Origin of the sequence: Treponema saccharophilum DSM 2985 (assembly GCF_000255555.1) — a bacterium.
Lineage (GTDB): Bacteria > Spirochaetota > Spirochaetia > Treponematales > Treponemataceae > Treponema_D > Treponema_D saccharophilum.
This window is the reverse complement of record NZ_AGRW01000042.1, coordinates 34,038-59,921: the sequence shown is the minus strand read 5'-3', so window position 1 is coordinate 59,921 and position 25,884 is coordinate 34,038. Positions and strand designations below refer to the sequence as shown.

Annotated in this window: 25 protein-coding genes; 14 read left to right on the top strand and 11 right to left on the bottom strand. The window is 54.9% G+C overall.

What is annotated here, in order from left to right:
- Nucleotides 1-110: 110 nt before the first annotated feature.
- Nucleotides 111-1,256: a tetratricopeptide repeat protein gene (locus TRESADRAFT_RS05470; protein ID WP_002703600.1), complete on the top strand. Its 1,146-nt coding sequence runs from the start codon at nt 111-113 to the stop codon at nt 1,254-1,256.
- 33 nt (nt 1,257-1,289) lie between these two features.
- On the opposite strand, the gene TRESADRAFT_RS05465 is transcribed toward TRESADRAFT_RS05470, so the two are convergent.
- Nucleotides 1,290-1,943 (bottom strand): JAB domain-containing protein, encoded by a 654-nt coding sequence (locus tag TRESADRAFT_RS05465; protein ID WP_002703598.1) that lies wholly within the window; start codon nt 1,941-1,943, stop codon nt 1,290-1,292.
- Between the two features lie 68 nt (nt 1,944-2,011).
- On the opposite strand from TRESADRAFT_RS05465, the gene TRESADRAFT_RS05460 reads away from it, so the two are divergent.
- Nucleotides 2,012-2,614 carry a glucosaminidase domain-containing protein gene (locus TRESADRAFT_RS05460; RefSeq protein ID WP_002703596.1) on the top strand — a complete coding sequence of 201 codons (603 nt, stop codon included), beginning with the start codon at nt 2,012-2,014 and terminating at the stop codon, nt 2,612-2,614.
- Between the two features lie 69 nt (nt 2,615-2,683).
- Here the strand turns inward: TRESADRAFT_RS05460 and pyrH are convergent, their stop codons facing one another.
- The 5 genes from pyrH to cysS form a co-directional block, all read right to left on the bottom strand.
- Nucleotides 2,684-3,379, bottom strand: a complete 696-nt coding sequence (gene pyrH / locus TRESADRAFT_RS05455; protein ID WP_002703594.1) for a UMP kinase — start codon at nt 3,377-3,379, stop codon at nt 2,684-2,686.
- Between the two features lie 68 nt (nt 3,380-3,447).
- Nucleotides 3,448-5,151 carry a transglutaminase domain-containing protein gene (locus tag TRESADRAFT_RS05450; RefSeq protein WP_002703592.1) on the bottom strand — a complete coding sequence of 568 codons (1,704 nt, stop codon included), beginning with the start codon at nt 5,149-5,151 and terminating at the stop codon, nt 3,448-3,450.
- Nucleotides 5,148-5,822 (bottom strand): anti-sigma factor, encoded by a 675-nt coding sequence (locus TRESADRAFT_RS05445; protein WP_002703591.1) that lies wholly within the window; start codon nt 5,820-5,822, stop codon nt 5,148-5,150. Before TRESADRAFT_RS05445 ends, TRESADRAFT_RS05450 begins: the two co-directional genes overlap by 4 nt.
- Nucleotides 5,823-6,090: 268 nt before the next feature.
- Nucleotides 6,091-6,645: an RNA polymerase sigma factor gene (locus tag TRESADRAFT_RS05440; protein ID WP_002703590.1), complete on the bottom strand. Its 555-nt coding sequence runs from the start codon at nt 6,643-6,645 to the stop codon at nt 6,091-6,093.
- Between the two features lie 52 nt (nt 6,646-6,697).
- Entirely contained in the window at nt 6,698-8,218 is a 1,521-nt protein-coding gene (gene cysS, locus TRESADRAFT_RS05435) for a cysteine--tRNA ligase (protein ID WP_002703589.1), read from the bottom strand.
- A 241-nt stretch (nt 8,219-8,459) separates the two neighbouring features.
- Here cysS and murB point away from each other — a divergent pair, with 241 nt between their 5' ends.
- The 7 genes from murB to earP (TRESADRAFT_RS05400) all read left to right on the top strand — a co-directional run bounded on the left by murB (nt 8,460) and on the right by earP (TRESADRAFT_RS05400) (nt 16,760).
- Nucleotides 8,460-9,428: a UDP-N-acetylmuramate dehydrogenase gene (gene murB / locus TRESADRAFT_RS05430; protein WP_159100034.1), complete on the top strand. Its 969-nt coding sequence runs from the start codon at nt 8,460-8,462 to the stop codon at nt 9,426-9,428.
- A 271-nt stretch (nt 9,429-9,699) separates the two neighbouring features.
- On the top strand, nt 9,700-10,938 hold the full coding sequence (locus TRESADRAFT_RS05425; protein ID WP_002703587.1) for a Crp/Fnr family transcriptional regulator: 1,239 nt from the start codon (nt 9,700-9,702) through the stop codon (nt 10,936-10,938).
- Between the two features lie 18 nt (nt 10,939-10,956).
- Nucleotides 10,957-11,496: a hypothetical protein gene (locus TRESADRAFT_RS05420; RefSeq protein ID WP_002703586.1), complete on the top strand. Its 540-nt coding sequence runs from the start codon at nt 10,957-10,959 to the stop codon at nt 11,494-11,496.
- 1 nt (nt 11,497) lies between these two features.
- Complete coding sequence (locus tag TRESADRAFT_RS05415) at nt 11,498-11,938, top strand: DUF192 domain-containing protein (RefSeq protein WP_002703585.1); 441 nt, start codon at nt 11,498-11,500, stop codon at nt 11,936-11,938.
- Between the two features lie 63 nt (nt 11,939-12,001).
- Nucleotides 12,002-13,312, top strand: coding sequence for a S1C family serine protease (locus TRESADRAFT_RS05410; RefSeq protein ID WP_040842331.1), 1,311 nt, complete (start codon nt 12,002-12,004; stop codon nt 13,310-13,312).
- Nucleotides 13,313-13,321: 9 nt separating this feature from the next.
- Complete coding sequence (locus TRESADRAFT_RS05405) at nt 13,322-15,529, top strand: lipase family protein (RefSeq protein ID WP_002703574.1); 2,208 nt, start codon at nt 13,322-13,324, stop codon at nt 15,527-15,529.
- A gap of 109 nt (nt 15,530-15,638) precedes the next feature.
- Entirely contained in the window at nt 15,639-16,760 is a 1,122-nt protein-coding gene (earP, locus tag TRESADRAFT_RS05400) for an elongation factor P maturation arginine rhamnosyltransferase EarP (protein WP_002703572.1), read from the top strand.
- 121 nt (nt 16,761-16,881) lie between these two features.
- Here earP (TRESADRAFT_RS05400) and TRESADRAFT_RS05395 read toward each other — a convergent pair whose 3' ends face one another.
- A complete protein-coding gene (locus tag TRESADRAFT_RS05395) occupies nt 16,882-17,475 on the bottom strand; it encodes an elongation factor P (RefSeq protein ID WP_002703570.1) in 594 nt (197 codons plus the stop codon).
- 50 nt (nt 17,476-17,525) lie between these two features.
- Nucleotides 17,526-18,752, bottom strand: a complete 1,227-nt coding sequence (gene earP, locus TRESADRAFT_RS05390; RefSeq protein ID WP_002703567.1) for an elongation factor P maturation arginine rhamnosyltransferase EarP — start codon at nt 18,750-18,752, stop codon at nt 17,526-17,528.
- Nucleotides 18,753-18,880: 128 nt separating this feature from the next.
- Between earP (TRESADRAFT_RS05390) and TRESADRAFT_RS05385 the strand changes: the two genes are divergently transcribed.
- Nucleotides 18,881-19,138, top strand: coding sequence for a hypothetical protein (locus TRESADRAFT_RS05385; RefSeq protein ID WP_002703565.1), 258 nt, complete (start codon nt 18,881-18,883; stop codon nt 19,136-19,138).
- Here TRESADRAFT_RS05385 and TRESADRAFT_RS05380 read toward each other — a convergent pair whose 3' ends face one another.
- Entirely contained in the window at nt 19,139-19,375 is a 237-nt protein-coding gene (locus tag TRESADRAFT_RS05380) for a hypothetical protein (protein WP_002703563.1), read from the bottom strand.
- A gap of 44 nt (nt 19,376-19,419) precedes the next feature.
- Nucleotides 19,420-19,608, bottom strand: coding sequence for a hypothetical protein (locus tag TRESADRAFT_RS15965; protein WP_159100033.1), 189 nt, complete (start codon nt 19,606-19,608; stop codon nt 19,420-19,422).
- On the opposite strand from TRESADRAFT_RS15965, the gene TRESADRAFT_RS05375 reads away from it, so the two are divergent.
- On the top strand, nt 19,607-21,232 hold the full coding sequence (locus TRESADRAFT_RS05375) for a DUF4153 domain-containing protein (RefSeq protein ID WP_002703561.1): 1,626 nt from the start codon (nt 19,607-19,609) through the stop codon (nt 21,230-21,232). The two genes, TRESADRAFT_RS15965 and TRESADRAFT_RS05375, sit on opposite strands and share 2 nt — an antisense overlap.
- 111 nt (nt 21,233-21,343) lie before the next feature.
- Here the strand turns inward: TRESADRAFT_RS05375 and TRESADRAFT_RS05370 are convergent, their stop codons facing one another.
- Nucleotides 21,344-22,096: an acyl-[acyl-carrier-protein] thioesterase gene (locus tag TRESADRAFT_RS05370; RefSeq protein ID WP_002703560.1), complete on the bottom strand. Its 753-nt coding sequence runs from the start codon at nt 22,094-22,096 to the stop codon at nt 21,344-21,346.
- A 135-nt stretch (nt 22,097-22,231) separates the two neighbouring features.
- On the opposite strand from TRESADRAFT_RS05370, the gene TRESADRAFT_RS05365 reads away from it, so the two are divergent.
- The 3 genes from TRESADRAFT_RS05365 (at nt 22,232) to TRESADRAFT_RS14980 (ending at nt 25,864) form a co-directional block, all read left to right on the top strand.
- On the top strand, nt 22,232-23,251 hold the full coding sequence (locus TRESADRAFT_RS05365) for an AEC family transporter (protein ID WP_002703558.1): 1,020 nt from the start codon (nt 22,232-22,234) through the stop codon (nt 23,249-23,251).
- A 210-nt stretch (nt 23,252-23,461) separates the two neighbouring features.
- Nucleotides 23,462-24,463, top strand: coding sequence for a TRAP transporter substrate-binding protein (locus TRESADRAFT_RS05360; protein WP_002703556.1), 1,002 nt, complete (start codon nt 23,462-23,464; stop codon nt 24,461-24,463).
- 24 nt (nt 24,464-24,487) lie between these two features.
- Nucleotides 24,488-25,864, top strand: coding sequence for a GGDEF domain-containing protein (locus TRESADRAFT_RS14980; protein ID WP_002703555.1), 1,377 nt, complete (start codon nt 24,488-24,490; stop codon nt 25,862-25,864).
- The last annotated feature ends 20 nt before the right edge of the window (nt 25,865-25,884 follow it).

Genomic DNA, 25,884 nt, shown 5'->3' with positions numbered 1-25,884 from the left:
CAAAACAAGAAGGAACGCACGAAGACCCCACTCACTGGGGTCTTTTCTTTACTCTGCCTGTCCGTTATCTTTGGTGCCGGACAGGTTTACTATTACGCACGGAGAAAAACATGAATCCCACTTCACCACTCGAATCAATCTATTTCATACAGCTTCCTGATGATTTCAAGCCGTCGGCAAAGGCGATGCACATCGATCCGACGATTCCGCTTCCGGTTCAGAAAAAGGAATCGGACGCGCCCGGCTCTTTCAACATGAAGGAGCTTACGGAGGAGCAGATTCTCGCTGGAATCCTGACCGTCATGGCGTACGACCCCACGAACGAGCACATCCAATATTACAGGACGTTCCTGAAGGACGCGCGCCCGAACATACGGAAGGAGCTTACCGAAGCCGCCATTCTCAAGGCGAAGAACGAGGATTTCGAGCTTGCCGAGGAGATATTCAGCGCGCTTCGCGGGCTTGACCCCGAGGACATGGTCACCGTCCTCAACACCGCCCTATTCTTCGACCAGCGCGCCGATTCGTACAGGCGCTCGGGGCTTATCGAGGACGCCGACGCATACGACGCGGACGCGCTCAGGTTCTACACGGACGCGCTCAACGCGGAGCCTGCCATGCCGGACGCATTCTTCAACGCCGGCTTCTTCTTCCTCAAGAAGCGCGATTTCAGGAAGGCGAAGGACAATTTCGAGACATACCTCGCGCTCATCTGCGATATGAAGGAGGAGGACCTCGGCGACAACGGCGAATACAAGAAAAACCGCGCGCAGCAGATTCTCGACGACATCGCCAACCGCAACATGGAGGACGACCACTTCAACGCCGCATACGACCTCATTTCCCGCGGGGAGGAGGAAAAAGGACTTGAGGAAATCAGGAAATTCATAGAGAAGAACCCGGACGTCTGGAACGCGTGGTTCATGCTCGGCTGGGGAATGCGGCGCCTCGGAAAATACGGCGCGGCAAAGCAGGCGTTCGAAAAGGCGATGCAGCTTGAGGGCGGCGACACGAGCGACACGAAAAACGAGCTCGCGATTTGCCAGATGGAGGAAGGCGACCTTGCGGGGGCGAAGAAGACTCTCGAGTCAGCGCTCGCAAAAGACGGAGAGAACACAAAGATAATCTCGAACCTCGGCTTCCTCGCGCTCAAGGAGGGGAACCCGTCCGTCGCGGCGGCTTATTTCCAGACAGTCCTCGAATACGACCCCAACGACAAAATCGCGCTTGCCGAGCTGAGAAACCTCGACGTCTGATTTCCGTCCGGGAAGCGCGAGATGCCGAACGCATCATCTGAGCATGGAATGTTCCGCGAACGAGAAATATCCTCCGCGCGCGATTATTATATGGTCGAGGAGCGCGATCCCGAGAATTTCCGAGGCATCGACGAGCCGCCGCGTTGTTTTTATATCATCGTCAGACGGGGAAAGGGAGCCGCTCGGATGGTTGTGGCTTACGATTATCGCGGACGCCCGCTCCTTCATCGCCTCCGCGAATATGTCCGACGGGCGGATGACGGCCATGTTGCCCGTCCCGACGCAGACGACGCGGATCGACAGAATCTCTCGCGCGCCGTTCAATGTTATGCAGATGAAATGCTCCTGGCTTTGGACGGCGTACCCTTTTATGAACGGGACGACATCCCGCGGCTCGCCTATCGTCCCCTGCGGGCTGCGGTTCATCCTTCTTCCGAGCTCAAGTGCCGCGGCTATCGAGAGCGCCTTGTTCTGCCCCACGCCGTTTATGAGCTGGAGCTTTCCGACCAGCTCCTCGGGATTGCTCGAAAGGACGACGGACAGGATTTTTCCCGCGAGGCGCTCGACGGGAACGGTTTTCGTCCCGCTGCCAATCACGAGCATCACCAGCTCCTCGTCGCTCGGGAACGACATGCCGTTCTTAAGGGTAAGCTCCCTTATCTGAAGATTGTTTTTTCTTGTTCTCATACACAATCTAATTCATCGCGGACACTCCGCCGATTACAATTTTTCCGAAAAATCTTTAGACTTTTTGCATGAACAAAACCGTGAAACGAATCCTAAAAGCGCTGATGCTCATCTCGCTCGCGACCATTTTCTCGTGCGTGTCGTCCCGGGTGGACGCGAACGGAGAAAATCCGCGGGCGCTTTCGAGGAACCTCATCGGAACCGGAAAGAAAACGCCGAAACAGCTCTACAAGTTCTTCATGAAGAACAACAGGAAAGCCGACAAGAAAAAAGTGAAGCGGCTCGCATCGTATTACGTCCAGGAAGCGAACGCGGAGGGAATAAATTCCGACGTCGCGTTCGTGCAGATGTGCCACGAGACGGGATTCCTCAGGTTCGGGAACCTCGTCACCGAGGACATGAACAATTTCTGCGGGCTCGGCTCGATGGACGCGGAGCACAAGGGCGAGACGTTCGAGACGGAGCTGCTCGGCGTGCGCGCGCACATACAGCACCTCCAGGCATACGCGACGACGGAGGACGTTCCCCTCCGGCAGGAGCTTGTCGACCCGAGGTACAACTGGGTGCACAAAACGAAGCTTGTCGACGATATTTTCGGGCTGACAAAGACATGGGCGACCGACCCCGACTACGGGAACAAGCTCGACGCGCTGATGAGGCGGCTTGAATAGCTCTCGGGCAAAAAAAAGCCGGATTCAGGGAGCAAATCCCCAAAATCCGGCACACATTCCGCAAAAAAATCAGCGGATTGTCGTTCCGACGTATGATTTTCCCTCGAGAATCGATTTCGTGTTCCCGATGTTCTTTCCGCCGGCGCAAATCACGACAAGCCCGAGCTCCTGCGCCCTGCGGCTCGCAATCGGGTCGAACGGGCAGTTCTTTCCGGGAACCCACTCGTCGCCGACCATCTTCCTGAATTCATCCCACGAAATCTCGTCGAGCGGCTTCGCCTCGGGATTCTTCCGCGGGTCGTCAGTGTACACTTTCTCAATGTTGGAAAGATTCACGACCGTGTCGGCCCCGAATTTCTCGGCAAGCAGGACGGCGTCGTTGTCCGTCGAGAATCCCGGTTTCCATCCCGCGGCGACGAGAATACGCCCCTCGAATTTCGACGATGCGGTCGGGTCGGTCACGACAGGCTCGCGGCAGAGCGAACCGAAGCTCGCCTTGACGAACTGCGCGTTCAGCCGCGTCGCCATGATTCCTATCCAATCCGCATCGTCCGTCCCGGAATCGGCGGGCGTCCCCGTCACGTCGCGGAACGCCTTCTGGTAAATGCGGGCAGGTCCGCCGCCGCCGACGACGAGGATGAGCCTGTCCTCGGGATGCGACGAAAGGAACTCCTTGACCATCGAGACGAATTTCCCGACGAACTCGACATCAGGATACTCGGGGGCGACAATCGAGCCGCCGACTGACAAAACTTTTGTTGACATTTTTCCTCCAATACGTTGAAAAGATTTCCCGGACAAATTTGGTTCCGGAAATTCAAAAAGCGAAAATGCTAGTAGATTCCCTGGACAATCGGGTTGTTCCACAGCGAGCTGTAGTTCACGCTTCCCTCGCCCGCCTCCTCCCATATCGACTGGAACGCGAACGTGCGCGGGCGGTAGACGATTTTTCCGTTGACGAGCGACTGCTTCACCTCGTTCCAGCCGCGCGAGAAGGCGACGTGCTGGTTGTCAATCGAGCCGAAATAGTACGAGGCGACGTCGTTGTTCGGAATAGCCCTGAACGAGTCGAATTCCATTCCGTTTCCGAGCGCGACGTCGACGGGAATCCAGCCGAATCCCTCGATGTAGAATTCCGACCACCAATGGTTCCTCACCGAAACGCCTGATTCAGACGATTCGTTCGGAGAGACGAGGATTCCCGCGACGGGAAGTGACGGGATGCCGAGCGAGCGCAGCATCGCCGTGTACAGTATCGCAAAATCGTACGCGTCGCCGCGCTTCCACGAAAGAAGCTCCTTCGGGTCGGAATCGGACGGGCGCATTCCGGGAAGGACCGTGTAGTTCGCGAGCATGTAATCGTAGACGGCGCGCGCCTGAAGGTACGGGTTCGACTCCTTGCCGACAATCGCGCGCGCCATCTCCACGACGGCGCTGTCGGCGCTCTCGACAAGCTGGTCGGGCGCGACGGACTTCCGGTAGAGGACGCGCTCCTTGTCGTACGCCTTGACGTTGCGCGGATTCAGCTCCGTCTCGACGCAGAAAGTCGTCACGACGAACGACTGCGAGAATTTCTGCTTGTAGCTCTGGTTCTGCCGCGACTTTTGCAGCTCAATCTGGTGGATTACGGAATTGTTGAAATCCGCGATAAGCGGCTCGGGAACGCATTCGTTCATCTCCACGAACGGCTGGAAGGACGATACGACGGGCCGGGGAACGCGGAGCGTGATGTTCGTCGCGTTCTTCGAGTCGATCGAATCGACGTCCTCGTCGAGCTTGACGACGTATGTTTTTCCGGAGAACACCTTCTTCGTCCCGGCGGACTTCACGTCGAGCCGCTTCGTACCGCTCACGCCCTTCTCCGTCCTCACGAAGACGTTTCCGGAAGCCGCGCCGTCAGGAATCCTCACCTTTATCTCGGAATCGCTCCACGACTCGTAATCGAAGCTCCTCTCGTCGGCGGGAATCGAAAAACTGTCCGCGGAATCGGACGCCTCGCCGCTCCTGTTCGCCGTAAAAACGACGCTTGACGAGCCGCGCACGGAGCCGAAATTCGTCCCCGTTATCGTGACGACGGAGCCGATGAATGCGGACGAGGGCAAGACGGAAGAGACGACAGGAAGGGAAGTGCTCGTGTCGGGCGGCGCCACGACGGGAATCCCCGAGGAGTTCGCGAAAAAGCCCGGTTTCGAGCGCCCCTCGCCCGTCACGACGGACACGAGACCGTCCTGCACGTTCGACGGGATTACGACTTTTATGAGGGAATCGCTCCATTCAATGTAGCCGCTCGAAGTAATCCGGCTTCCCGCTATCTCCACGAAGGAAGATTCCCTCAGGATTCCGAAGTTCTCCCCGGAAATGGTGAGGATGTCCCCCGCGGAACCGACGGGCGGGTCGAGCGACGCGATTACGGGAACGCGCCGGGAATTCACCGCGACAAGGGAGAACACGGAAACGGCCGCGCCGATGACGGACACATACAAAAGCGTCCTGAACGCAGGCGATTTTCTGAAAAGGAGGGAGAATTTCATGCTCATTCGTCTGAATTGATGAAGTTCGGACGGAAAACATCGACGGACGTCATGCTCGAGCTGAACCGGCGCGTGCTGTTCGACACGACGGCGGACGCGCGCACGGTCTTCTGCACGGACGAATCCGCGCTTTCCGCGTCATCGGAAACGGCAGACGGCTGCTCGGACGGCGCGGAAGACGACTTCACGTCCTTTGCAACTGCGGCAAAAACCTCCGGAAGCTTCTCGCTGTGGATGTTCCCGTCTATCTTCACGTCGATTTCGTCGAGCGGAGTAAGCTCGCTTCCGGCAATCGCGCTGATTTCGACAGGATGGGAAATTCCCTCGTACGATTTCATGCTCGAAGGAATGTAGACGCACGCGAAAACGGCGGCGGCAGCCGACACGGAGACGGGAATGGCCGCAGACGGAATTTTCTTCGGGCGCGAGAACTGGACCGTTTTTGAATGGCGCATCTTGCTCTGAAGCCGCTCAAAACTTTTTTCCATAAATTCGTCGCTGACAGCGGAGGAAACGTCGTCGGAATCCTCCTTCAGAAGCTCGTGCACGCGAACCATACGCTCGCAAGCCTCAGCGATTTTCGGGTCGGACGAGACAAGCGACTCGTATTTCCCGACGAACGCATCGGGCATTTCCCCGTCGATGTAAACCGAATGCAAATCCTTGTGACATGCCATATCGCAACTCCTTTTTTCAATAGAGACGTCCGGAAGCGCATCCTTCCGTCGCAAACTTTGAAATCAGACTGCCGGAAAAAATTCCGGACAGGTTCCGTTACTTTTTTCAAACTTCCGTCTGAAAAGACGGTTGATTTTGATTCTGTTTCCAAAAAATCTATTCGGAATGACACGAGAAACCATGTATCCACCGAATCCGGACAGAACCTTTTCAAAACACAGCCGCCCGGAAAAAACAATTTCCCGCAGGCGGCTCATTTTCTGAAAATCAGCTCAGAAAAACCGAATCGCCGTCGCCGATGAATTTCTCGAGTTTCTCCCTCGCGCGAAAAACCCTGACTTTCACGTTCCCCTCGGAAATGCCGAGAACTTTCCCTATCTCCTTGTAGTTCAGGTTCCCGTATTCCTTGAGGATGAGAACCTCGCGGAGATGCTTCGGAAGGCTGTTGAGCGCCTCGACGGCTTTCCTCTTCGCCTCCTCCTTCAGGACGCTCTGCTCGCCCGTCTCGACTTTCCGCGTGTCCTCGTAAAAAGCCTTGTGGTACGCCTTCCTCTCCCTCGACTTTCGCATCGCATAGTTCAGGCTGGCATTCTTCACGACCCGTATGAGCCAGAATTTTGCGTCGTCGAGGCTCGGAAAGACCATGCCCTTCTCGTTCGCCTTTATGTACGAATCGTGAACGAGGTCTTCGGCAGCGTCCTCCTCGCAGACTATGCGGAATGAGATTGTGTACAGAAGTTTGAAAGTCGCGTCGTAAATCGCACGGAAGTCGCCGGAATCAGCGGCATTGTACGATTTCTCCGTCGTCGATTGATTTTCCACTTTTGAAATCCTCTAAAGAACCATTTTCCGATACGGTGGTTACAGAAACGGCTCAGACGCGCTTCCACACCGCCCCGGAAGGCGTGTCGATGATTGCGATTCCCCGCGCGGAAAGCTCGTCGCGGATGCGGTCGCTTTCGGCAAAATCCTTCGCCTTCTTCGCCGCCGTCCGTTTCGCCACGAGCGCGTCAATCTCCTGCGCCTCAGGGTCTCCTTCGTGCGAGTCGGGAATTGACGCAGATGCCTGCTTCTCGATTGCGTCGAACGCGCACGGAATGACGTCGAGCGAGAGGATTCCGTCCATCACGAGGATGTTCGAAAGCGCCTCGGAGGCTTTCCTTCCCTTCCCGTTCGATTCCTTCTGCATCGCCGACAGCGCGACGGGCGTCGCAAGGTCGTTCTCGAGCCCCTCGCGGAAACGGTCGATGTTGTCCGTCACGGTCGGTTTTATCGCCGACAGGACCTGGCGGAAATTCTCCTTCGTGAGCGAAAGGTTCTCCTCCGCATTCGCCTTCTGGATGAGCTTCGCGACGCGCTGGTTGAGCGACTCGCGGCCGCTCCTCGCCGAATCCATCGCGCCCCACGAGAACGCGAGCGGCTTCCGGTAATGCCCGCCGAGCAGGAAGAACCGGTAGTCGAGAGCGGCGTATCCGTTGTCGAGGATTGTCTGGAGGCGGAGGAATTTCCCCGACGACTTTGACATTTTGTTCCCGCCCTCGATGACGAGGAATTCATTGTGGAGCCAATACTTGACCCACGGGCCTTCGGCGCGCTCCTCCGCGGTGAACGAGCCTTCCGACTGCGCAATCTCGTTCGTGTGGTGGACGGGAACGTGGTCGATTCCGCCCGTGTGTATGTCGAAATGCTTCCCGAGGTACTTCATGCTCATGGCGGAGCATTCGATATGCCAGCCCGGATATCCGCGCCCCCACGGGGAATCCCACGTCATCGCCTGGTCCTCGAATTTGCTTTTCGTGAACCAGAGGACGAAATCGTTCGGGTTGCGCTTGTTCTGGTCGATTATGGAGACGGCACGCCTGCCCGCCCCCGCCTTCAGCTCGTCCAGGTTGAGGTTGGCGAGCTTCCCGTAATCGGGGAACGTCGAGATGTCGTAATAGAGGTTTCCGCCCGCCATGTACGTGTGCCCGTTCGCCTCGATTTTCTTGATGAGCTCAATCATGTCGGGAATATGCTCCGTCGCCTTGCAGATGACGTCGGGACGGCGGATGTTCATCGCGTCGATGTCGGAAAGGAACGCGTCCGTGTAGAAGCGTGCAATCTCGAGCACGGACTGATGCCGTTCCTCAGCCGACTTCACCATCTTGTCGGTTCCGTCGTCGGCATCGCCCGTAAGATGGCCGACATCAGTTATGTTCATCACGTGCTTTATGTCGTAGCCCAAATACGTGAGCGTCTTGTCAAGGATGTCAAGAAAAACGTAGGGGCGGAGATTCCCGATGTGCGCGTAATTATAGACCGTCGGGCCGCATCCATAAAAGCCGACATGCCCTTCGACAATCGGCTTGAACTCCTCCATCTTCCTTCCCATCGTGTTGTACAGTCTCAGTGCCATTTATCTCCTCCGGAAGGCGGCCATCTCCGTTTGCTCAAGAAGCCGCCGTAATATCGTTTGTCGGATGATGATTCTACATCAATCGCAAAAAAAAATCGCTATGCACGGGGCGCAAACGCGCGTGGCGGGCCGCCGCAATCCGAAATTCCGCGTCAAAAATGCCGGCACGGGGCGCAAAAAAAACGGGCGCGCGGGCGGCTTTTCGATTACGATTCTCGAAATGTTCGTTATAATGGACGCCATGGTTTCACAGATTTCTTTCAACGACTATTTCAGGGCGAGGTTCAGGGGGAACATCAAGACCGACGAGCCGATGGTCAAGCACACCACGATGCGCGTCGGCGGCGACGCCCCGATATTCCTCGAGCCGGAGGACGAGGAGTCGCTTGTGTTCGCGGTGACTTACTGCACGCAGGGGGGAATTCCCTTTTTCATATTGGGAGGAGGAAGCAACGTCATCGCGGGCGACAAGATTGACTTCGCCGTCATCTCGACAAAGACAATCCGGGGAATCGAGCGCGTCGAAAGCGCGGCGCAAGGGCTTTACAGGAAGGCGATGAGCATCGGAAAAAGCGAATGCACGCTCAGGTTCGGCGCGGGGCTCACGTGGGGCGCAATCTGCGCGCACTGCAAGAAGGAGAAGCTGCTCGGCGTCGAGAAATTTTCGGGGCTGCCGGGAACGGTCGGCGGCGCGGTTTCGATGAACGCGACATGCTTCGGGTTCAGCGCGTGCGACAGGCTCGTTTCCGTCCGCTACCTCGACCTCGACGACCTGAAGCTGAAGGAATACACGAAAAGCGAAATCGATTTCGGCTACAAGCGCTCCCCGTTCCAGCGCGGGAAGCTCGTCCTCTCCGCCGACTTCACGCTCGAGAAGGACGATTCGAAAAGCGACGAGGAAATGACGCGGATTTATCAGGAGGCGCTCGGGGAACGGGCGGCGCGCGGGCACTTCATGGCGGCGAGCGCGGGAAGCATATTCAAGAACATCCCGGAAAAAGAAATCATCGCGGGGAAGCTCATAGACGAGTGCGGGCTGAAGGGAACGAAAATCGGCGGCGCGAAAGTTGCCGACTTCCACGGGAATTTCATAATCAACCCGAACGGAACGGCATCGTCAGCGGACGTGCGCTCCCTGATTGAGCTTGTCAGGGAGGAAGTGCGCAGGAAAACGGGAATCGAGCTTGAGTGCGAGGTCGTGTTCGCGTGAGCGAAAAGCCGTCCTAAATGGAGAAAACAAAAATGCCGATATTCAGAGCAATCGATAGCGCGGATACAGATTTTAGAAAAAATCCAAAAATATAGGTTTTGGGTTTATCTTTGATAGACGTGCGGAATGCGCAGGAAAAAGTCAATCCGCCGGCTTGTTCGGGGGAATAAATACGGGAGCCGATGGAAAACGCTGTTTTGCACGGTTCACAATAGACCAGTCCGATGCCTTGCTGCCGGACGGGTTTTATAAAAAAAATACGGGGAGCTTTATGCCAGCAATCCAGAACACACAGAAACCAAGGCTGCAACTTTCAGCGAAAATCTTCAAAAAAGGTGACTATCTTCTTGTGGAGGAGAACAAACAGTCGGATTTCTTTTTCATAATACAAAGCGGGCAGGTTTACGTAACCCACGCCAACGAGGTGTCGAGCGAGAAAAGCCTCAACATGATGGGGCCCGGCGACTTCATCGGCGTCATTTCGTGCATGTCGAACAAAACCCAGATAGAGACGGCAATCGCGATGACCGACGTAAGCGCGATTCTCGTGCGGAAGTCGCAGTACCCGGACCTGATTCAGCTAAACACGCCGGTCGCGCTCAAAATCATCCGCGGATTCTCAAAGAGGATGAAGGCGCTGAACGAAATCCTCATGCAGCAGACGACGAACAAGAAGGCGCGGGACAACCAGGCGGAGATGATTTACAGCCTCGCCAAGCACTACGACAACGATGACCAGACCGACGTCGCGCTGTTCGCCTACTACCAGTACCTGAAGCTGAACATTCCCGGTCCGGGGCTTGAGGACGCGAAGCACCGGTTCCTCGCGATAAAGAAAAGCGGGACGAAGGCGGTCTACCTTGAGCCGACGAACGAGGTGGAGCGCACCTATCCGCGCGGAACGATGATTTTCTCCGACTTCCAGCCAGGCTCCGAGATGTTCATCATCAAGGAAGGCTCTGTAAAAATCTCGAAGGTCACGAACGACACCGAGGTGACGCTCGCCATACTGAAGCAGGGCGACATGTTCGGCGAGATGGCGCTCCTGAACAACGACCTGCGCTCGGCGTCGGCAATCGCAAACGAGAACTGCAAGCTCACCGCGGTCAGCATGTCGAACTTCATAAAGATAACGGAGACGAACCCGGCGATGATTACGAAAATCACGACGACGTTCTCCGACAGGCTTTGGGCGATGCAGCGGCAGCTTTCGAACAGCCTCATCAGGGACGACCTGGTGCAGAAGATGCTCGACATGCTCTCGCTCCAGATTGAGAAGCTCAACTTTACCGAGGAACAGCTCGCGCAGCCGTATCAGACGAACTTCACCACGAACGACATCGCGACGATGTGCGGGCTGACGAAGCTCGAGCAGGCGCGCAACAGCAAGAGATTCATAAACCAGAATTTCTTCAAGATTGTGAACAACAAGATTCTCATAAAGAAATGCTCCACGCTCATCGATTACGCGGCGACGTACAGGAAGAACCTCCTCAAACGGCAGCACTAGGCGGGGCAAGGACTAACGATGAATTTGCGGAAACTGATTATAGCGGCATCATCGCTGCTCATTGCGTGCTTTCAGGCGGCCTCTCTTCCTTCCGGATACGGGAAAGTGAAGCTCGGGATGGACGTCGATTCCGTAAAGAGCGCGCTCAAAAGCGACCACCAGTTCGGGTACCGGGGCGACAGGGACGTATCGCTTTCCCCGAGCAGCCACGAGACCGTCATAGAGACTGACCCGACGATTTATGCGGTGTACTCGTTCTTCGAGCGGTGCTGGTTCCAGTTTTCGGACGAGAAGCTTTCCGTCATCACGCTGAACCTGAACGAGGAGATGGTGGACTACCATTCCGTATTCGAGGAGCTTTGCGAAAAATACGGAATCCCCGACGAAATTTCCCCAAAAAAATCGGTATGGAAATCTGATTCCGTGACGCTCTCGCTCGAAAAGCCGCTCTCGCTCAAATACGTCGACGCTAAAGCGTTCAAGCAGAAGAAGGAATCGGCGACCGTGCGGGAAACTGCGGCGGAGCGGGCAAGAGACGAATTCCTCAAGGGGCTTTGAGATGAGAACGGCAAAATCGGCGGCCGCCGTCATTTTTATGGCGTTTGCGCTCGCTTTTTCATGCTCGGCAAAAAAACTTCCCGCGAAGACCATAACAATCGAAAAGACAGACGGCACGCGCGTGTCCGTGACGGCAGAAATCGCCGACACGTACGAGACGAGGCAGCACGGATTCATGGAGCGGAAGGACATCCCCGACGGGACGGGAATGCTTTTCGTCTTCGAGAAAGACCAGATTCTCTCGTTCTGGATGAAGAACACGCCCCACCCGCTGTCAATCGCGTACATCGACTCGTCGATGAGAATCCGCGACATATTCGACATGACGCCGTACAGCCTCGCGGACGTCTCCAGCACGGTAAGCGTGCGGTACGCGCTCGAAGTCCCGCAGGGATGGTTCACGCGCGCGGGAATAAAAGTCGGCGACACGATTTCATTCTAAACGCGGGAAAGCGCCCGTCAAAAGCACTTCATCGACGGAGTGCTTTTTTTTATAATCGAACCCATGAAGTTGTATTCAAGACGAGAGATGGTGCGCAACACGCTCATCGGAATAGCAGCCGGTGCCGCAATCGCGGCGGTGCCGCTGACAATCGCGGGCAGGAACGGCGGAAACGGGGCGGACGATGCGGAAATTCCGGAGGCGGAAATCGCAGAAATCCCCGCGGAAAGCGAAATCGTCCCCGAAAAGACGGAAGCCGATTTGCAGAACGAGAAAATCGCGGAGCTTTCGCAGAAATACGAGAACCTGCTCTCGCGGGTCTCCACAATCGCCAACGCGGAGACGAAATACACGATTGACGAGCAGCAGAACATCGCCGTGTACAAAAAATGCAACGAGGCAGTCGTCAACATAACGACGCAGGAAATGGCGTACAACTGGCTTTTCGAGCCGATGCTCGAGGACGGCGGAAGCGGTTCCGGCTCGATAATCGACAAGCGCGGGTACGTCGTGACGAACGTCCACGTGATATCGAACGCGAGCAGGATAAACATCTCCCTCGCGGACGGCTCGGCATACGAGGGTAAAGTCGTCGGCGCCGACGTCGAAAGCGACATCGCGGTCCTCAAATTCGACCCGAACGGAAAGGAGCTGCGAACGATAGACTTCGGGAACAGCAACAACCTCAAGGTCGGGCAGAAAGTCATCGCAATCGGAAACCCGTTCGCGCTCGAGCGCACGATGACGACGGGAATAATTTCCGGGCTCGGGCGCCCGATTCAGGAAAGCTCGAACGTGATAATCAGGAACATGATTCAGACCGACGCCGCGATAAACCCCGGAAATTCGGGCGGGCCGCTCCTCGACTCGAACGGAAAGATGATAGGCATAAACACGATGATAATCTCGAATTCGGGAAGCTCGGCGGGGCTCGGATTTGCCGTTCCCGTCAGCACGGCGCAGCGCGTCGTCAACGACCTGATTCAGTTCGGCAAGGTCAACAGGGGAAAAATCGCGATAACGCCCGTGCAGATGTCCAGCACAATCGCGAACTACATCAATTCAGCGGCGGGGCAGGCGGCGGGTCTCTCAAAAGTGCGCATAACGAACGGGATTCTCGTGAGCGCGGTCACGGCGGAAAGCTCCACGGAAAAATCGGGGCTCAGAGGAGGAACGTTCCCCGTCAGGCAGCGCTACTCGCGATCGAATTCGTTCAACTTGGGCGGGGACATCATCACGCAGATAGATTCCGTCCAGGTCGCGACGTACGCCGACTACATGAGCGCGCTCGAATCGAAGCATCCGGGCGACACCGTGAGCGTGACGGTCTACAGGGACGGCGAATACGTCAAGCTTTCCGTGAAGCTCGATTGAGGAGGGAACATGCGGACGGCATTCTCGCGCGCATCATTTCTGCTTCTTTTCGCGCTGGCGACATCGCTCGCGGCGGGAAAAACGTTCCCCATCGCGGGACTTGAAACCGTCTGGGAGGAGCCGGTTCCCCTCGACGTCGGCTGGAACGAGGAATGGTTCGGGCGGAAATCCTCGTTCGAGTACGACCACGACATTGCGCGGATTGCGGCGGTTCTTTCCGAGGTCGCGTACGACGACTACAGCGCGGGAAAGCCGCACATCATCGAAGACATTTACGCGATGCTCGGCGTCGATTTCTCCGACATCGAGATGCACTACGACATCGACTACGGCGAACCGATTTTGGGAAACGACCAGGCAGCGTTCAGCATCGCATCGAGGACGATAAAGACGGACGATGGGGAATTCCCGCTCGTGTTCGTGACAATCCGCGGGACGCCGCTCAACGCGAACGAATGGATTTCCAACCTCAACATAAGCGACAAATCGAAAAAGCCGATTCCGACCCACGAGGGTTTTTCCGTCACGGCGGAGCAGGTTCATCACGCGCTGATGACGTTCCTCCTGAAAAAAGGCATTCCCGCGAAAGATGCGTTCTTCCTGATTACGGGCCATTCGCGCGGCGCGGCAATCGCGAACCTTCTCGGGGCGCGCATGGCAGCGGACGGGATTTTCGACACGGCGCGCGTCTACGATTTCACGTTCGCAAGCCCCAACGTGACGACGGACGAAAACTGCGGCGACGAAAAATTCGGCTTCATATGGAACATCATCAACGCGGAGGACATCGTTCCGACAGTCCCGCCGAACAGGAACGGCTGGAAATACCGCAAATTCGGGCGGATGCGCGCGCTCGTCAACGCGTGGAACACAAAAAAGGAACGGTACGAGGACGAATTCCTCCCGCGGATGAACGAAATCTACCGCAGATTTCTCGGGCGGGACTTTTCCCCGTTCAGGACGGGCCCGTTCATCCCGGCGCAGGTCTCGCGCGTCCTCACCTCGCTGTACGACGACGTCCCGGAATACTACGCGCCGATATTCGGGCTCAGGAAAAAGGCAGAGTCCATTTTCCTCAAAGTGTTTCCCGAAGACGAGGCTGAAATCGGGGACGAGGAGGATTTTCCCGCCGATGAAACGGAGACCGACACATTGCCGGAGGACATCGGCGCGTCAGGGGGAAGCTCGTTCCTGATGGCGGCAATCGCGGAGATGATAAACGAAGAGACGGACGGGCTCATAAACTACACGACGGACGCGCTCGTCGACATGCACGCCTGCGAGTCGTACCTCGCGTGGATGGTCGCGCTTGACGGGAGCGAGGCATTCTCCGAGATGGGAAGCAGCCAGATTTCGCTCGGTCGTCATTACGATGCGGCGGTCTTCGACGAAAACGGCGAGCGGCTCGCGCTCATCAAGGACGGGCTTGTCCAGTTCAAGAGCATCAGAAACCCCGTCGCGGCATTCTCGTTCTTCAACAAAACAGTCATCGGATTCCCCGCAAACGAGGATTTCACGGTCGTCGTCTACAACGCGGGGCTGATTCCCGCAATCATCCCGACGGAAATCGAAAAGTACGATGCCTGCGGAGTCCACACGGAAACGTGCCCGAAGACGAAACTGCATCCGTCGCGGTTCCGCGCATACGAATTCGGCGCGGGCGCGGTCACCGTGGCGCAGGAAACGGTCGCGGCGGAAACGCTTTCCGGAAATGAGATGCGGAAAACGGTGCGACGCGCGAAAATATACCCGCAGCGGACGCCTTTAATTCAGCCGGAAATAACTGTCAACGCGGACGCCGCATTCGGTTTCGGGATTCTCGCGGGGTGCCACGACATATACGCGCTCGCAACGACGTCGCAGTCGCCGCTGACGATGAACAAGTGCGCCGAGCTTGCGCCGGGAATCGGGCATCAGGAATGCATTTTCGGAAGCATTTATTTCGGAACAGACGCGCTCGCACGGCTTTTCTGGCGGACGGGCGGCGACGGCAAGCACGGATTCGTCGCCGCGGTTCCGTCGGTCCGGCTCTCGCTTTCGTACAAACCGTACCGGCGATTCCAGTTCTTCGCCGCGGCGGGGTTCGATTTCCGGATAGACGGAAAGAACGACGACGCGTTCGAGAACTGCAGGCGGGAATGCGATTTGGGGCAGCACAGAATCGGAAGCACGCGAGTGTCCGTCGCCCCGAATTTCCGACTCGGAATCAGATTCTGACCCGCTGTTTTCCTCAGATGCAATTTCGGCCCCGATTCTAAAAAGTCCGTTTGCACTTTATGGTGGCAGGCGTTACGATAGGCTCAATCGGAAAGGAACGGAGAAATACATGGATAAAAACGAAGTGATGATTCTTTGCAGGGCTGCCGACGATTTCGGCGACATCGGCATCGTATACAGGCTCGCAAAGAAGCTTTCGGAATGCAGGCCCGAAATGCACCTGACGCTTGTCGTCTCCGACCTCGGCTCGTTCCATGAAATATGCAGGGCTGCCGATCCGCTAAAAAAGACGCAGGACATCGTGTTCAACGGCTCGACCTGGCAGCTCATCGCATGGGACGCCGACATCATCATTCCCCCAAAGCTCGGCATCATCCTCGAATGCTTCCACTGCGGCCGCCCCGCGTGGCTCGAAAAGCGGCTCTTCTCCAAGAATTTCACCGAGACAATCCAGATTGTGAGCATCGACAACCTGACGGCAGAGCAGTACGCGGAGGAATTCCACCTTCTCAAGAGCGGAACGCGCAAGGCGTGCGTCCACAAGATAAATTTCATGCCGGGGTTCACGGAAAAGACGGGCGGCCTGATAATAGCGCACGACGCGGAAAGCCAGTTCGCGCGGCAGCTTTCCGTCGGGACGGGAAAGACGTTCGACATTCTCGTCTCCTCGTATGAGCGCGATTTCACCTCGATTGTAAAGGCGATTTCCGATTTCCAGTCGACGACGAGAAAACCCGTGCGGATTCTCCTCGCGAACAGCAAGAACCACAGCCCGTTCATGAAAGCGTGGACGGAAGCCGACAAGCCGTTCGAGGTCGAGGAGCTGCCGTTCCTCCCGCAGGAGCAGTGGGACGCGCTCATCAAGGCGGCCGACTTCTCGTTCGTGCGGGGCGAGGATTCGCTCGCGCGCGCCTGCCTTTCGGGAAAGCCGTTCGTCTGGCACGCGCCAGTTCTGGATGACGATTACCAGCTCGTCAAAGTGGACGCCCTCCTCGAGCGGATGAGGCGCCATTTCTGCGGCGCGGACTTCGCGATTCTCTCGATTTTCTGGAAATGGTACAACACGACGTCGGCACCGGACAGCGATGCGGCTTCCGACAATCTGCGCGAGCTTCTGAAATCGGCCGCCGCTATAAGCCTTGCCGACGGGTTCATGAATTTCACGCAGTCGCTTCTCGCAAACGGCGACCTCGTGAACCATCTGCTCGACTACATCGAGTCGCTCGAATAGGCAAAACGGCAAAAAAAAGCCCGGGACATTTTCCAGCCCGGGCGTTTCCGCTGTTACCGAGACCGTCGGAAACATGCGCCTGCACGATTTCCGGACAGCCCCGATGACATATTCAGATTGATTATTTGTCCTTCGCGCGCTCGACAAATGAGCCGTCGCGTGTGTCGATGACGATGCGGTCATCAGTGTTGCAGAAAAGCGGAACCATCACTTCGATTCCCGTGTCCAATGTAGCGGGCTTTGATGATTTTCCTGACGTGTCGCCCTTGATTCCAGGCTCGCAGTAAGTGATTTTGCGCGTAATCCTGATGGGGAGGTCGATACCGACAGCCTTTCCTTCGTAGTATGTGATTTCGAGGGCGTAGTCGTCATCGTCGCCTTCCGCTTCAGACGGCTTGATGTAACCGGCATTGTCGCCCAAATCCTCTTTCGAGAGGACGACTTCTTCCCAGTTCTCGTCCATGAAGTGGTAATCCTCACCGTCGACGTAAGAAAGCTTCACGGCCTTCTTCTCAAGCTCGATTTCCTGGAATTTATCGCCGGCATCAACACCGAGGTCCTTTGTCGAACCTGTTACAATATTCTTTACGCGGAGATTGACTGTGATACCCTGGCGGCCACCCTTCTGGCCAAGCTTTTTCTGAACGATGAGCGGTTCATTTTCGCACATAAAAGCTGTGCCGACTTTGATTTCATTTGTAACAATTGTACCCATGATTGAATTCCTTTCATTAAAGACGTTTGCTTGATTATATTTAAAACCCGCTATTTTATCAATGGCAAAAAGTCCAGCAGCTTTTCCGAGAGATTTCCCAAATCGAGCGTTTTTTTCGAAAAATTTCGGAACGCTGGTTTTATCCCGTCAAGATTGAAGAGAATCGCTTTGAGAAGCTCCGCCATTTTTTTCTGCGCGTCCGCTTCGTTTTTGCATTCGGAAATATTTCCCCACGCGTCGATTGCTTCCGGACCGCATTCAAGCCCGAAATTCCTGTTGTAGAGCCATGAAATTTCGTTGATTTTTGGGCAGTTCAAAATGTCGAGGAACGCCTTGAGCTTTACGAGATGAAATTCCTCGTCCTGCTGGTAGATGTTCCACAAAAACGGGATTCCTGAAAGAGCCGCCCGTGCGAACGAGTCTTCGCCGCGGATAAAAAGAAAATCCATCGAGCACAGAAAAGCGTCCCACGCTTCCTGGCTCAGATACGGAAGATAATCCACGCAGAAATTCGCCTTTTGATATTCGGATTCCGTTTTTTTGAACGAGGCAAGCCCGGCTCCCGGAGCCACGTACACGTGAATTTTTCTTGAGGATTTTTGTGAAAACTCGTTAACCGCCTCAAAAAAGAATGAAAAATCTTTTGGGTAAGAAAAAACGAGAATCTTGAAATCTTCGTCTGAAAACGGAATTGATTTTGTCAGGGATTCGATTTTGCTTTTCCGGTAATTTTTGTCTTTGAGGCATTCTGTAAAATTTTTGTCCAGAATGAGTCCGCCCGTTTTTGGAGTAAAACCCGGCATAAAAAAGTATTTCCGAACGCTTGCAGTCCTTGCCGCCCCCCTCAAAAGATGAAAGTCCTCCGCCCATTTTTCTGCCGTAAGATATTCGATGTTCACGATTCTGCAAAGTTTTTTTGACGCGGAAAATTCTTCGCCGTAAATGATTTCGTCAAGCCAGTCCGGAAGCCCGCACTGGAAAGTCTGCAAAACGACAGTCGGCGGATTTTCTGAAAAGTATTTTGTGCACGTTTCCGCGTCGTTCCAGTCAAAAATGTTCCACCCTCGGTACGTTTGAAAACTCAGCTCCGGATTTATTTCTTGTGCCATTCTTTTAAAAGTTTCCAAATCGCTCACCACAAGATTCAGTTTTAGCGAGCCGTTAACGTCCGAAAGTGAGCGGCAGAGACGGTAAACAACGCCTATGTCGCCAAAGTTGTCGAGCACTTTGCAAAGCACGGTGATTTCTTTTATTTCTGATAGATTTGATTCTGACATTCCAAGACCTTTTAGGTTTTTAGGCTTGCCATTATAGCAAAAAACTCTGTCTGCTCAACGAATAAAAAATTGTTGCAATGATACTTTTTTTGTACAGTTTATTAAAGTTGTTTTCAGGAGGATTAAAAATGAAAAAACTTATCGCTTTTGTTTCGGCAGCTTTGCTTGCCGCCGCTTTGATTGGATGTGCTTCAACTCAAACTGAGGAACTTTGTGAAAAAGAGGCGTTTAGAAACCAGTTTAATCAAGAAATTTGGGACGAACTGCCAGAGCAGTTTAGAGCAGGAGATACACCAAACATTCTATGTAATAGATATTTAACTGGTTATAGAGACGATGGCTGGATAGATTCTAAGGTAGATACACTTGATGATAAAATTAGATAATTAAGAGTCAATAAACTCAATGTTAAATAAGTCGCAGATTCTTTTTGCCTCATCTTTAGATTCGTCATCACAATACATAACACCAGTCTTCGGATAGTTTTTTAGGAAGTCTGCAAGCTCTTTTTCAGAATGCAGAATTTCTACATTACCGTGCGATTTATAGTTTTTATCATACAGTAAAATCCCTATCCAACCACCATTCCATTTTTCCGCAGAATACATGTATTTTGTTTTCATACTGACCTCCATTTCTAATTTAAATATTATAACCCTTTAAGGATTTACCCTGTAAGAAGATTCATTTCTGCACGAAGACGGGATTTTTTGCGTTCCACTCTCCTCTTCCCCCTTTCCGCTCTCCCCTCTCCCCTTTCCACTCTCCGCTCTCCCCTTTCCGCTCTCCTCTCTCCGCTCTCCTCTCTCCGCTTTCCCCTTCCCTCTTCCCTCTTTCGCAGTATAATCGTCGCCATGGACGAAAAAGAAAACGGCAAAAACAAAAAGGGCATAAGGGGCGCGATTCTTTCGGCGCCATCGGAAATCGCCGCAGGCGCGAGGAAATTCCCGGCGGTCTATATAATCGGGGCAATCGGGGCGGCCGTGACGACGCTCACGTTCGTTTCCGACGACATCGAAAAGTTCATGCCGTTCACGCTCGCTTCGATGTGGTCGCAGGTTATGGCGGTCATGCTTTCGATGGCGGCGGGCGCGCTGAAGGAAAAGCCAAATTCAAAAATCGCGGCGAACGCAATCTCCCTGGCAGTTTTCGTTCCTGTCTGCGTCTGGTGCCGCTCGCAATACGACAACGAGCCGTATTTTCCGCTCACCTATTTTTCGACGATATGCGCGGTGATGCTCGCCTGCGGGTTTCTCGCCGCAAAAAAACACCGGGAGAAGGCGGCGGCGCACCTGAGCGCATCGCTCTCTGTCGCGGGAATCATCACGGGATGCGTATCGGCGTCGCTCGAAATCATACTGACGGCGATAAACACGCTTTTCGGCTCGATTGACGAGGGACTGTTCGTCGGGGCGGCGGCAGGCTCGGCATTCCTCGTTTTCATGCCGATGCTCGCGGAAGGCGAGACGAAAGAATACGAGGAAATCAGGATTCCAAAAGCAGTGCTGTTCTCCTACAAAAACGCGCTCCTTCCGCTTTTCGCCGTATACATCGCGGTTCTCTACGCATATCTCCTCAAATCGGCGGTTATACGCAAAATGCCGAGCAACATGATAAACATCTTCGTCTCGATTGCGACGGCATCATTCATCGAGCTGAGGATGACGCTCGGCGCGTTCGGGGGAAAGGCAGTCGGCGCGTTCAGGAAATACGGGGCGTACGCGCTCGTCCCGCTCGTAATCGTGCAGTGCGCGGCATGGGGAATCAGGGTCGGCGCATACGGGCTGACAACGGCGCGGTACGCGAGCCTCCTCTACATTATCTTCTCGGTTCTCTGCATTCTCGGCGCGATAATCTCGAATTTCCGCGCGTTCGACATCGACAAATGGTCGTGGCTCATACTCGCGTTCTTCATGATATTCGCGTGCCTTCCCCGCGTGAACGTAATCGACCTTCCCGAATTCCAGCAGGCGTCGAGAATCGAGCGCGTCCTGAAGGCGCACAATCTCCTGCGGGACGGGAAAATCGACGTCGGGCGCACGGACGCGGAGCTTTCCGACGAGGAAAAAACGCTGATTCACGACGCATGGGGAGAAATCAGTAACGTGCGAGGAAGAATCGGCTGGCTCGAAAACATACATTCCGCGAACGATTTCGGATTCGAGCCACCGGACTATTCAAAATCGCGAGAGCATACGTTTGTCGATGCTGAAAAAAACGAGTGGATAAACGTCCGTGGATTCAGCCGCATCCGGAAAATCGACGGCTCGTCATGGGACGGAACGCGCTTCACCATAACGGCGGGCGGAATTTACGTCGACATAACGGACGAGCTTCTCGCGGTGGAGAACAGCGAGGAGCCCCTCCTGATTGACAAGGACGGAATGAGAATCGTCATAACGGCTGCGGATGCAAGCGAATACGGCCCGCGCGACAAAAAGCGATACTACTCGAACGCGGTCGGATACATTCTCGAATAGCGGCGCGCCCTAAAAATCGGTTGATTTTGATTTTGCCATGCCTGCAGATTCGGGATGACGCGAGAAATCTGGGCAGAGCCTTCAAAAACGCGCCGCAATCGGAAAGCGATTCTAGTAGAAAAGCTCCGCCTCGAACGAGACGCCGCCTTCCGTCCGCCCGACGACGGAAAGCTTTTTCGCCTCCTCGTCAAGCTTCCCGAACACCTGCAGCTTCTCGCCGAGCATTGCCTCCTTCGCGTAGTTCAGGCGGAAATCGGTGAAAGCGACGCGTCGGAGTTCCTTCGGAAGGGCATCAGCGACGAACGCGCCGTAGCGGGCGTTGTTCGTGTGGCCGTTCCCGTCGAGGTCGGAATATTTTATGATGCGCTCGTCAAGGAGAACCATGTCGTCAGGATGCTGAATCTTTCCGTACTTGAGGCAGTCGTGCTCCGTCGAAAAATCCGGCGCCTTCCTCATCGCGAAATTCTTCGTCTGGATGATGCGGTGCCCCTCGGGGTTCACGACGACCCACGAGCTCAAGCCGCTGACGAGTTTCTCCCCGTCCATCGACTCGAATTCATACGCGCGGACGAGCTGGAGCGGCTCCGGCTTCTCCTCCCACGTTTTCAGGACGATTTTCTCGTTCTCGCGCGGAAGCCGGTGGAAGCGGTACGAGACGCGGCTGACGAGGATTGCGTACCCGTTCCTGCTCAACGCGTCGCGGCTCATCCCGCGCTGGTTGTAATCCTCGACGGCGGCATCCGACGATATTTTCAGCAAATCATAAAGCGAGAGGTTCTTGTTGTCGTTCGCCTCGCAAAAATAAACCATCGTCTGGAAGTTGAATTTTCCCGACTCGTCGTGGAACTGCTTGAATTCGTTCATTTTTCTTCTCCGTTTTTTAGTTTTTGCATGAGCATTGCACCGTCTTAGACACGTTTTTTCCCCAAGTGTTGCGGAATCCGCATTTTTGTCCGCAAACGGGGTGAACGAACAAAACAAAAGATGTAGAATGCTGACATGTTAGAGAAGCTTCTTTTCACCTGCAACGCAGTTTTCCCGATTATATCGCTCATTTGCGTCGGATATGTGCTCAAGCGCATCAGGCTTTTGCCCCAAGATTTTTTCAAGATGCTGAACAAGCTGAGCTTCAGGTGCCTGCTTCCGTGCCTGCTTTTCTGCAATGTATACAACGTCGGCGACATCGGGGAAATCGCCGGATGCGCGCCGGTCGTCCTGTTCGCGATTCTTTCGATACTGGCCTTCTACGCGGTGGGATTCGTCGTCGCGGTCGCATCGACGAAGGACGACACGCAGAAAGGCGTCCTGCTCCAGGCATCGTACCGCTCGAACTACGCGATAATCGGAATCTCTCTCGCCATGTCGCTGTGCGGGGAGGACAAGACGCCCGTCAAAATCGCCTCGATTCTTTCGTCGATTACGATTCCGCTCTTCAACGTGCTCGCGACAATCGCGCTTTCCGTATTCGTTGGCGACAAAAAAGGCGGCTCAAAGCTGAGGACGGCATTGTCAATCGCGCTGAAAGTCTGCAAAAACCCGCTGATACAAGGCGTCGCCGCTGGAATTGTCGTGCTTGCGGTACGGGAGGCTATACCGGAATCCGACGGGCGGAAACTGTTTTTGATAAGCCGCGACATCCCGTTCATCTACAGCACGGTAAAATCGCTCGGCTCCGCCGCTTCGACGGTCGCGCTCATAGCGCTGGGAGGGAATTTCGAATTCTCGGCAGTCTCGAAGCTCAAGAAACTCATCGCGACGGGAACGCTCATGCGCGTCGTCGTCTGCCCGGCAGTCTGCCTCTGCGCCGCATACGCCGCAGGATTCCGCTCGCTCGAATTTCCCGCGCTGATTGCGCTGTACGGGACGCCAATCGCGGTCTCAAGCGTGCCGATGGCCGCCGAAATGGGAAACGACGCGGAGCTTGCCGGGCAGCTTGTCGTGTGGACGACGCTCGCGTCGGCGCTGACGCTTTTCGCGACGATTTTCATATGCGCGCAGATAGGGATTTTTGCCGTCTAAAATTATGAATTTTGCGACACTGACATGTCAATGTGCCGTTAAGCTTTTGAAAGATTCTCGGCGATATGGTAAACTCGAAATAATCTGTATTTGGAAAAGTCGTCTCCAAAATCAGTTTGCAAAGGATTTCTATCGGAAATATAAGGAACGGCAGTCATTCCGCGAAGACGGCCATACGGGCGGTTTGATGGCTTTCCGAAGAGGAACGCAATGTCCAGGATTTTTGCTCTTATTATAGCTTCAACAGCAGCGTTTTCCTTCATCTCCTGCCGAGGAAAGGAAAACGCTCCGAAAGAAACGCCTCTTACGCTCGTCATGGCGGAAGTCAACCCGGAGGACACCGTTGCCGGGCGCACGGACCGTGCGTTCAAGAGGAAAGTCGAGGAGCTGTCCGACGGAAAAATCATCATAGACCTGAAATGCTCCGGCATTCTCGGCAGCGAGAAGCAGGTCCTCGACATAATCCGCTCGGACGACAACTCCATACATATGATGCGCGGGCCGGCGAACCTGTCGCAGATTGGCGGAAAAAAATCCGCGCTCGTTTCGATTCCGTTCACGTTCAGGAACGACGAGCATTTCTGGAAGTTCACGCGGTCGGACGTCGCCAAGGAGATTCTCGACGAGCCGTACGAGGAGGGGCTCGGCATAAAGGGGCTGTTCTACATCGAGGAAGGATTCCGGCACCTGTTCGCGACGGTCCCGATAAAAAGCGTCGAGGACATGAAGGGGATGAAGTTCCGCGTCTCGGGCGAAATCCTCACGTCGCTCGCGCAATCGCTCGGCGCGGTCGGCAAAAAAGTCGATTTCACGGATTTGTACGCCGAGCTTCTCACGGGAGCCGTCGATGTCGCGGAGAACCCGATTTCGAACTACCTTTCGAATTCGTTCAACATCGTCGCGCCGCACCTTCTCCTCGACGGGCACATGATTGGCGCCGGGCAGGTAATCATAAACGCGGGGACGTGGGATTCGCTCGACGAGCGGCAGAAGGACATCATCGTCAGGGCGGGAGAATACGCGCAGGATTTCTGCAGGCAGACGCTCGACAAGGCAAACGCGGACGCCATCGCCAAGATAAAGGCGAAGGGAGGGACGGTCACGGAGGTGCCCGACAAAACGCCCTGGCAGAACGCCTGCAGGGACATAATTGAGGAAAAAAGCCGGGCATATCCGGCGCTCTACGAAAAAATACTGGAGCTCGGAAAATAAAACATCGGAAGGATTCGCACGTTTATGGAAAAATCAGCTGCAAACGGCATAAACATCAATTTCCTCAACACATTCCTCACGGTCCTCACGGCAATCGTGTTCCTGTTCACGCTGCTGATATCGGGAAGCGTGAACAAAAAATTCAGGATTGTCCAGGACGCCATAAACAAATTCATCATATGCGAATGGAGCTCGAACGAGATTATGGAATGCTCCAACGACCTCACCGAGGAGGCGCGGCTGTTCGTCATCACGCACAAGGTGGAGCACGCGGAGAACTACATCGCGGAAATCACGGTAAAGAAGCGGAAGGAAGCCGCGATGGCGGAGCTTCTCAAAGTCTGCTCGGAGAAGGACATCGCCTACCAGCGGCTCAAAATCGCGATAACGCAGGCGGAAAGCCTCATAAACATGGAGCTGTACGCTATGCGCCTCGCCTACGAGCTTCTCGACGAATACGAACGCATAAAAATGCCGGAGCGGCTCCGAAGCATAGACATACGCCCCGCCGACAGGAACATCCCCGCCGATAAAATCCAGGAACTTGCGGTGGGAAACCTTTTCGGGGACGGATACCTGATTTACAAGACAAGGATAAACGAGAACTGCAAGCTCACGATGATGGCAATCGAGCAGCAGATAAAGGAGAAGCTTGGCGTAAACGCCCGCACACTCGGAAGCAACATAAAAAAACTCCGGACGCTTTTCATCATACTGCTCGTCATGAACCTCTCGATTTTCACCGTCCTTTCGTCGCTCGTCATAACACCGCTGAAGAAATTCCTCCACGCCATAAAGAACGACGAGAAACTCAACATAATCGGCTCGACGGAACTGCGGAACCTCGCCATATCGTACAACGAGATATACGAAATCAAGGCGAGGAACGAGCGTGCGCTCCTCGAAAAAGCCGAATACGACGCGCTGACGGGAATTCTGAACAGGCGCGCGTTCGACCAGATTTGCGCGACATCCACGGAAAAAAGGCAGAACATCGCGCTCGTGCTCGTGGACATGGACAACTTCAAGCGCATAAACGACACGTTCGGGCATTCCGGCGGCGACACGGTGCTGCGGTCAATCGCGACGATACTGCGAGAGACGTTCAGGAAGGACGATTACGTCGCGCGGATTGGAGGCGACGAATTCGCGGTCATCCTGCAGAATTTCAAGCCGGCGGCTCAAAACCGCATAATCGAAAAAATCAGCATAGTCAACAAAAAGCTCGCAGAACGGCTCGGCGACCTCGGGGAAGTCTCAATCTCCGCGGGCGCGGCCTACTCCGACGGGGGATACAGCGACGAGCTTTACAAGAACGCCGACAAAGCCCTCTACGAGGCGAAGGAAAGCGGCAGGAAAACGTGCCGCATATACGGGGAACAGAGCCAGCCGTCATCATAGCTCCGCCCGCGGGAAGCGCC

Coding starts and splice junctions, on each gene's coding strand:
- TRESADRAFT_RS05395 (WP_002703570.1), bottom strand. CDS start 17,475: ATGGGTACAATTGTTACAAATGAAATCAAAGTCGGCACAGCTTTTATG.
- pyrH (WP_002703594.1), bottom strand. CDS start 3,379: ATGTCAACAAAAGTTTTGTCAGTCGGCGGCTCGATTGTCGCCCCCGAG.
- TRESADRAFT_RS05445 (WP_002703591.1), bottom strand. CDS start 5,822: ATGGCATGTCACAAGGATTTGCATTCGGTTTACATCGACGGGGAAATG.
- cysS (WP_002703589.1), bottom strand. CDS start 8,218: ATGGCACTGAGACTGTACAACACGATGGGAAGGAAGATGGAGGAGTTC.
- TRESADRAFT_RS05425 (WP_002703587.1), top strand. CDS start 9,700: ATGCCAGCAATCCAGAACACACAGAAACCAAGGCTGCAACTTTCAGCG.
- TRESADRAFT_RS05465 (WP_002703598.1), bottom strand. CDS start 1,943: ATGAGAACAAGAAAAAACAATCTTCAGATAAGGGAGCTTACCCTTAAG.
- TRESADRAFT_RS05420 (WP_002703586.1), top strand. CDS start 10,957: ATGAATTTGCGGAAACTGATTATAGCGGCATCATCGCTGCTCATTGCG.
- TRESADRAFT_RS05470 (WP_002703600.1), top strand. CDS start 111: ATGAATCCCACTTCACCACTCGAATCAATCTATTTCATACAGCTTCCT.
- TRESADRAFT_RS15965 (WP_159100033.1), bottom strand. CDS start 19,608: ATGGCGACGATTATACTGCGAAAGAGGGAAGAGGGAAGGGGAAAGCGG.
- TRESADRAFT_RS14980 (WP_002703555.1), top strand. CDS start 24,488: ATGGAAAAATCAGCTGCAAACGGCATAAACATCAATTTCCTCAACACA.
- earP (WP_002703567.1), bottom strand. CDS start 18,752: ATGTCAGAATCAAATCTATCAGAAATAAAAGAAATCACCGTGCTTTGC.
- TRESADRAFT_RS05380 (WP_002703563.1), bottom strand. CDS start 19,375: ATGAAAACAAAATACATGTATTCTGCGGAAAAATGGAATGGTGGTTGG.
- TRESADRAFT_RS05460 (WP_002703596.1), top strand. CDS start 2,012: ATGAACAAAACCGTGAAACGAATCCTAAAAGCGCTGATGCTCATCTCG.
- murB (WP_159100034.1), top strand. CDS start 8,460: ATGGTTTCACAGATTTCTTTCAACGACTATTTCAGGGCGAGGTTCAGG.
- TRESADRAFT_RS05370 (WP_002703560.1), bottom strand. CDS start 22,096: ATGAACGAATTCAAGCAGTTCCACGACGAGTCGGGAAAATTCAACTTC.
- TRESADRAFT_RS05450 (WP_002703592.1), bottom strand. CDS start 5,151: ATGAGCATGAAATTCTCCCTCCTTTTCAGAAAATCGCCTGCGTTCAGG.
- TRESADRAFT_RS05405 (WP_002703574.1), top strand. CDS start 13,322: ATGCGGACGGCATTCTCGCGCGCATCATTTCTGCTTCTTTTCGCGCTG.
- TRESADRAFT_RS05365 (WP_002703558.1), top strand. CDS start 22,232: ATGTTAGAGAAGCTTCTTTTCACCTGCAACGCAGTTTTCCCGATTATA.
- TRESADRAFT_RS05415 (WP_002703585.1), top strand. CDS start 11,498: ATGAGAACGGCAAAATCGGCGGCCGCCGTCATTTTTATGGCGTTTGCG.
- earP (WP_002703572.1), top strand. CDS start 15,639: ATGGATAAAAACGAAGTGATGATTCTTTGCAGGGCTGCCGACGATTTC.
- TRESADRAFT_RS05410 (WP_040842331.1), top strand. CDS start 12,002: ATGAAGTTGTATTCAAGACGAGAGATGGTGCGCAACACGCTCATCGGA.
- TRESADRAFT_RS05375 (WP_002703561.1), top strand. CDS start 19,607: ATGGACGAAAAAGAAAACGGCAAAAACAAAAAGGGCATAAGGGGCGCG.
- TRESADRAFT_RS05360 (WP_002703556.1), top strand. CDS start 23,462: ATGTCCAGGATTTTTGCTCTTATTATAGCTTCAACAGCAGCGTTTTCC.
- TRESADRAFT_RS05385 (WP_002703565.1), top strand. CDS start 18,881: ATGAAAAAACTTATCGCTTTTGTTTCGGCAGCTTTGCTTGCCGCCGCT.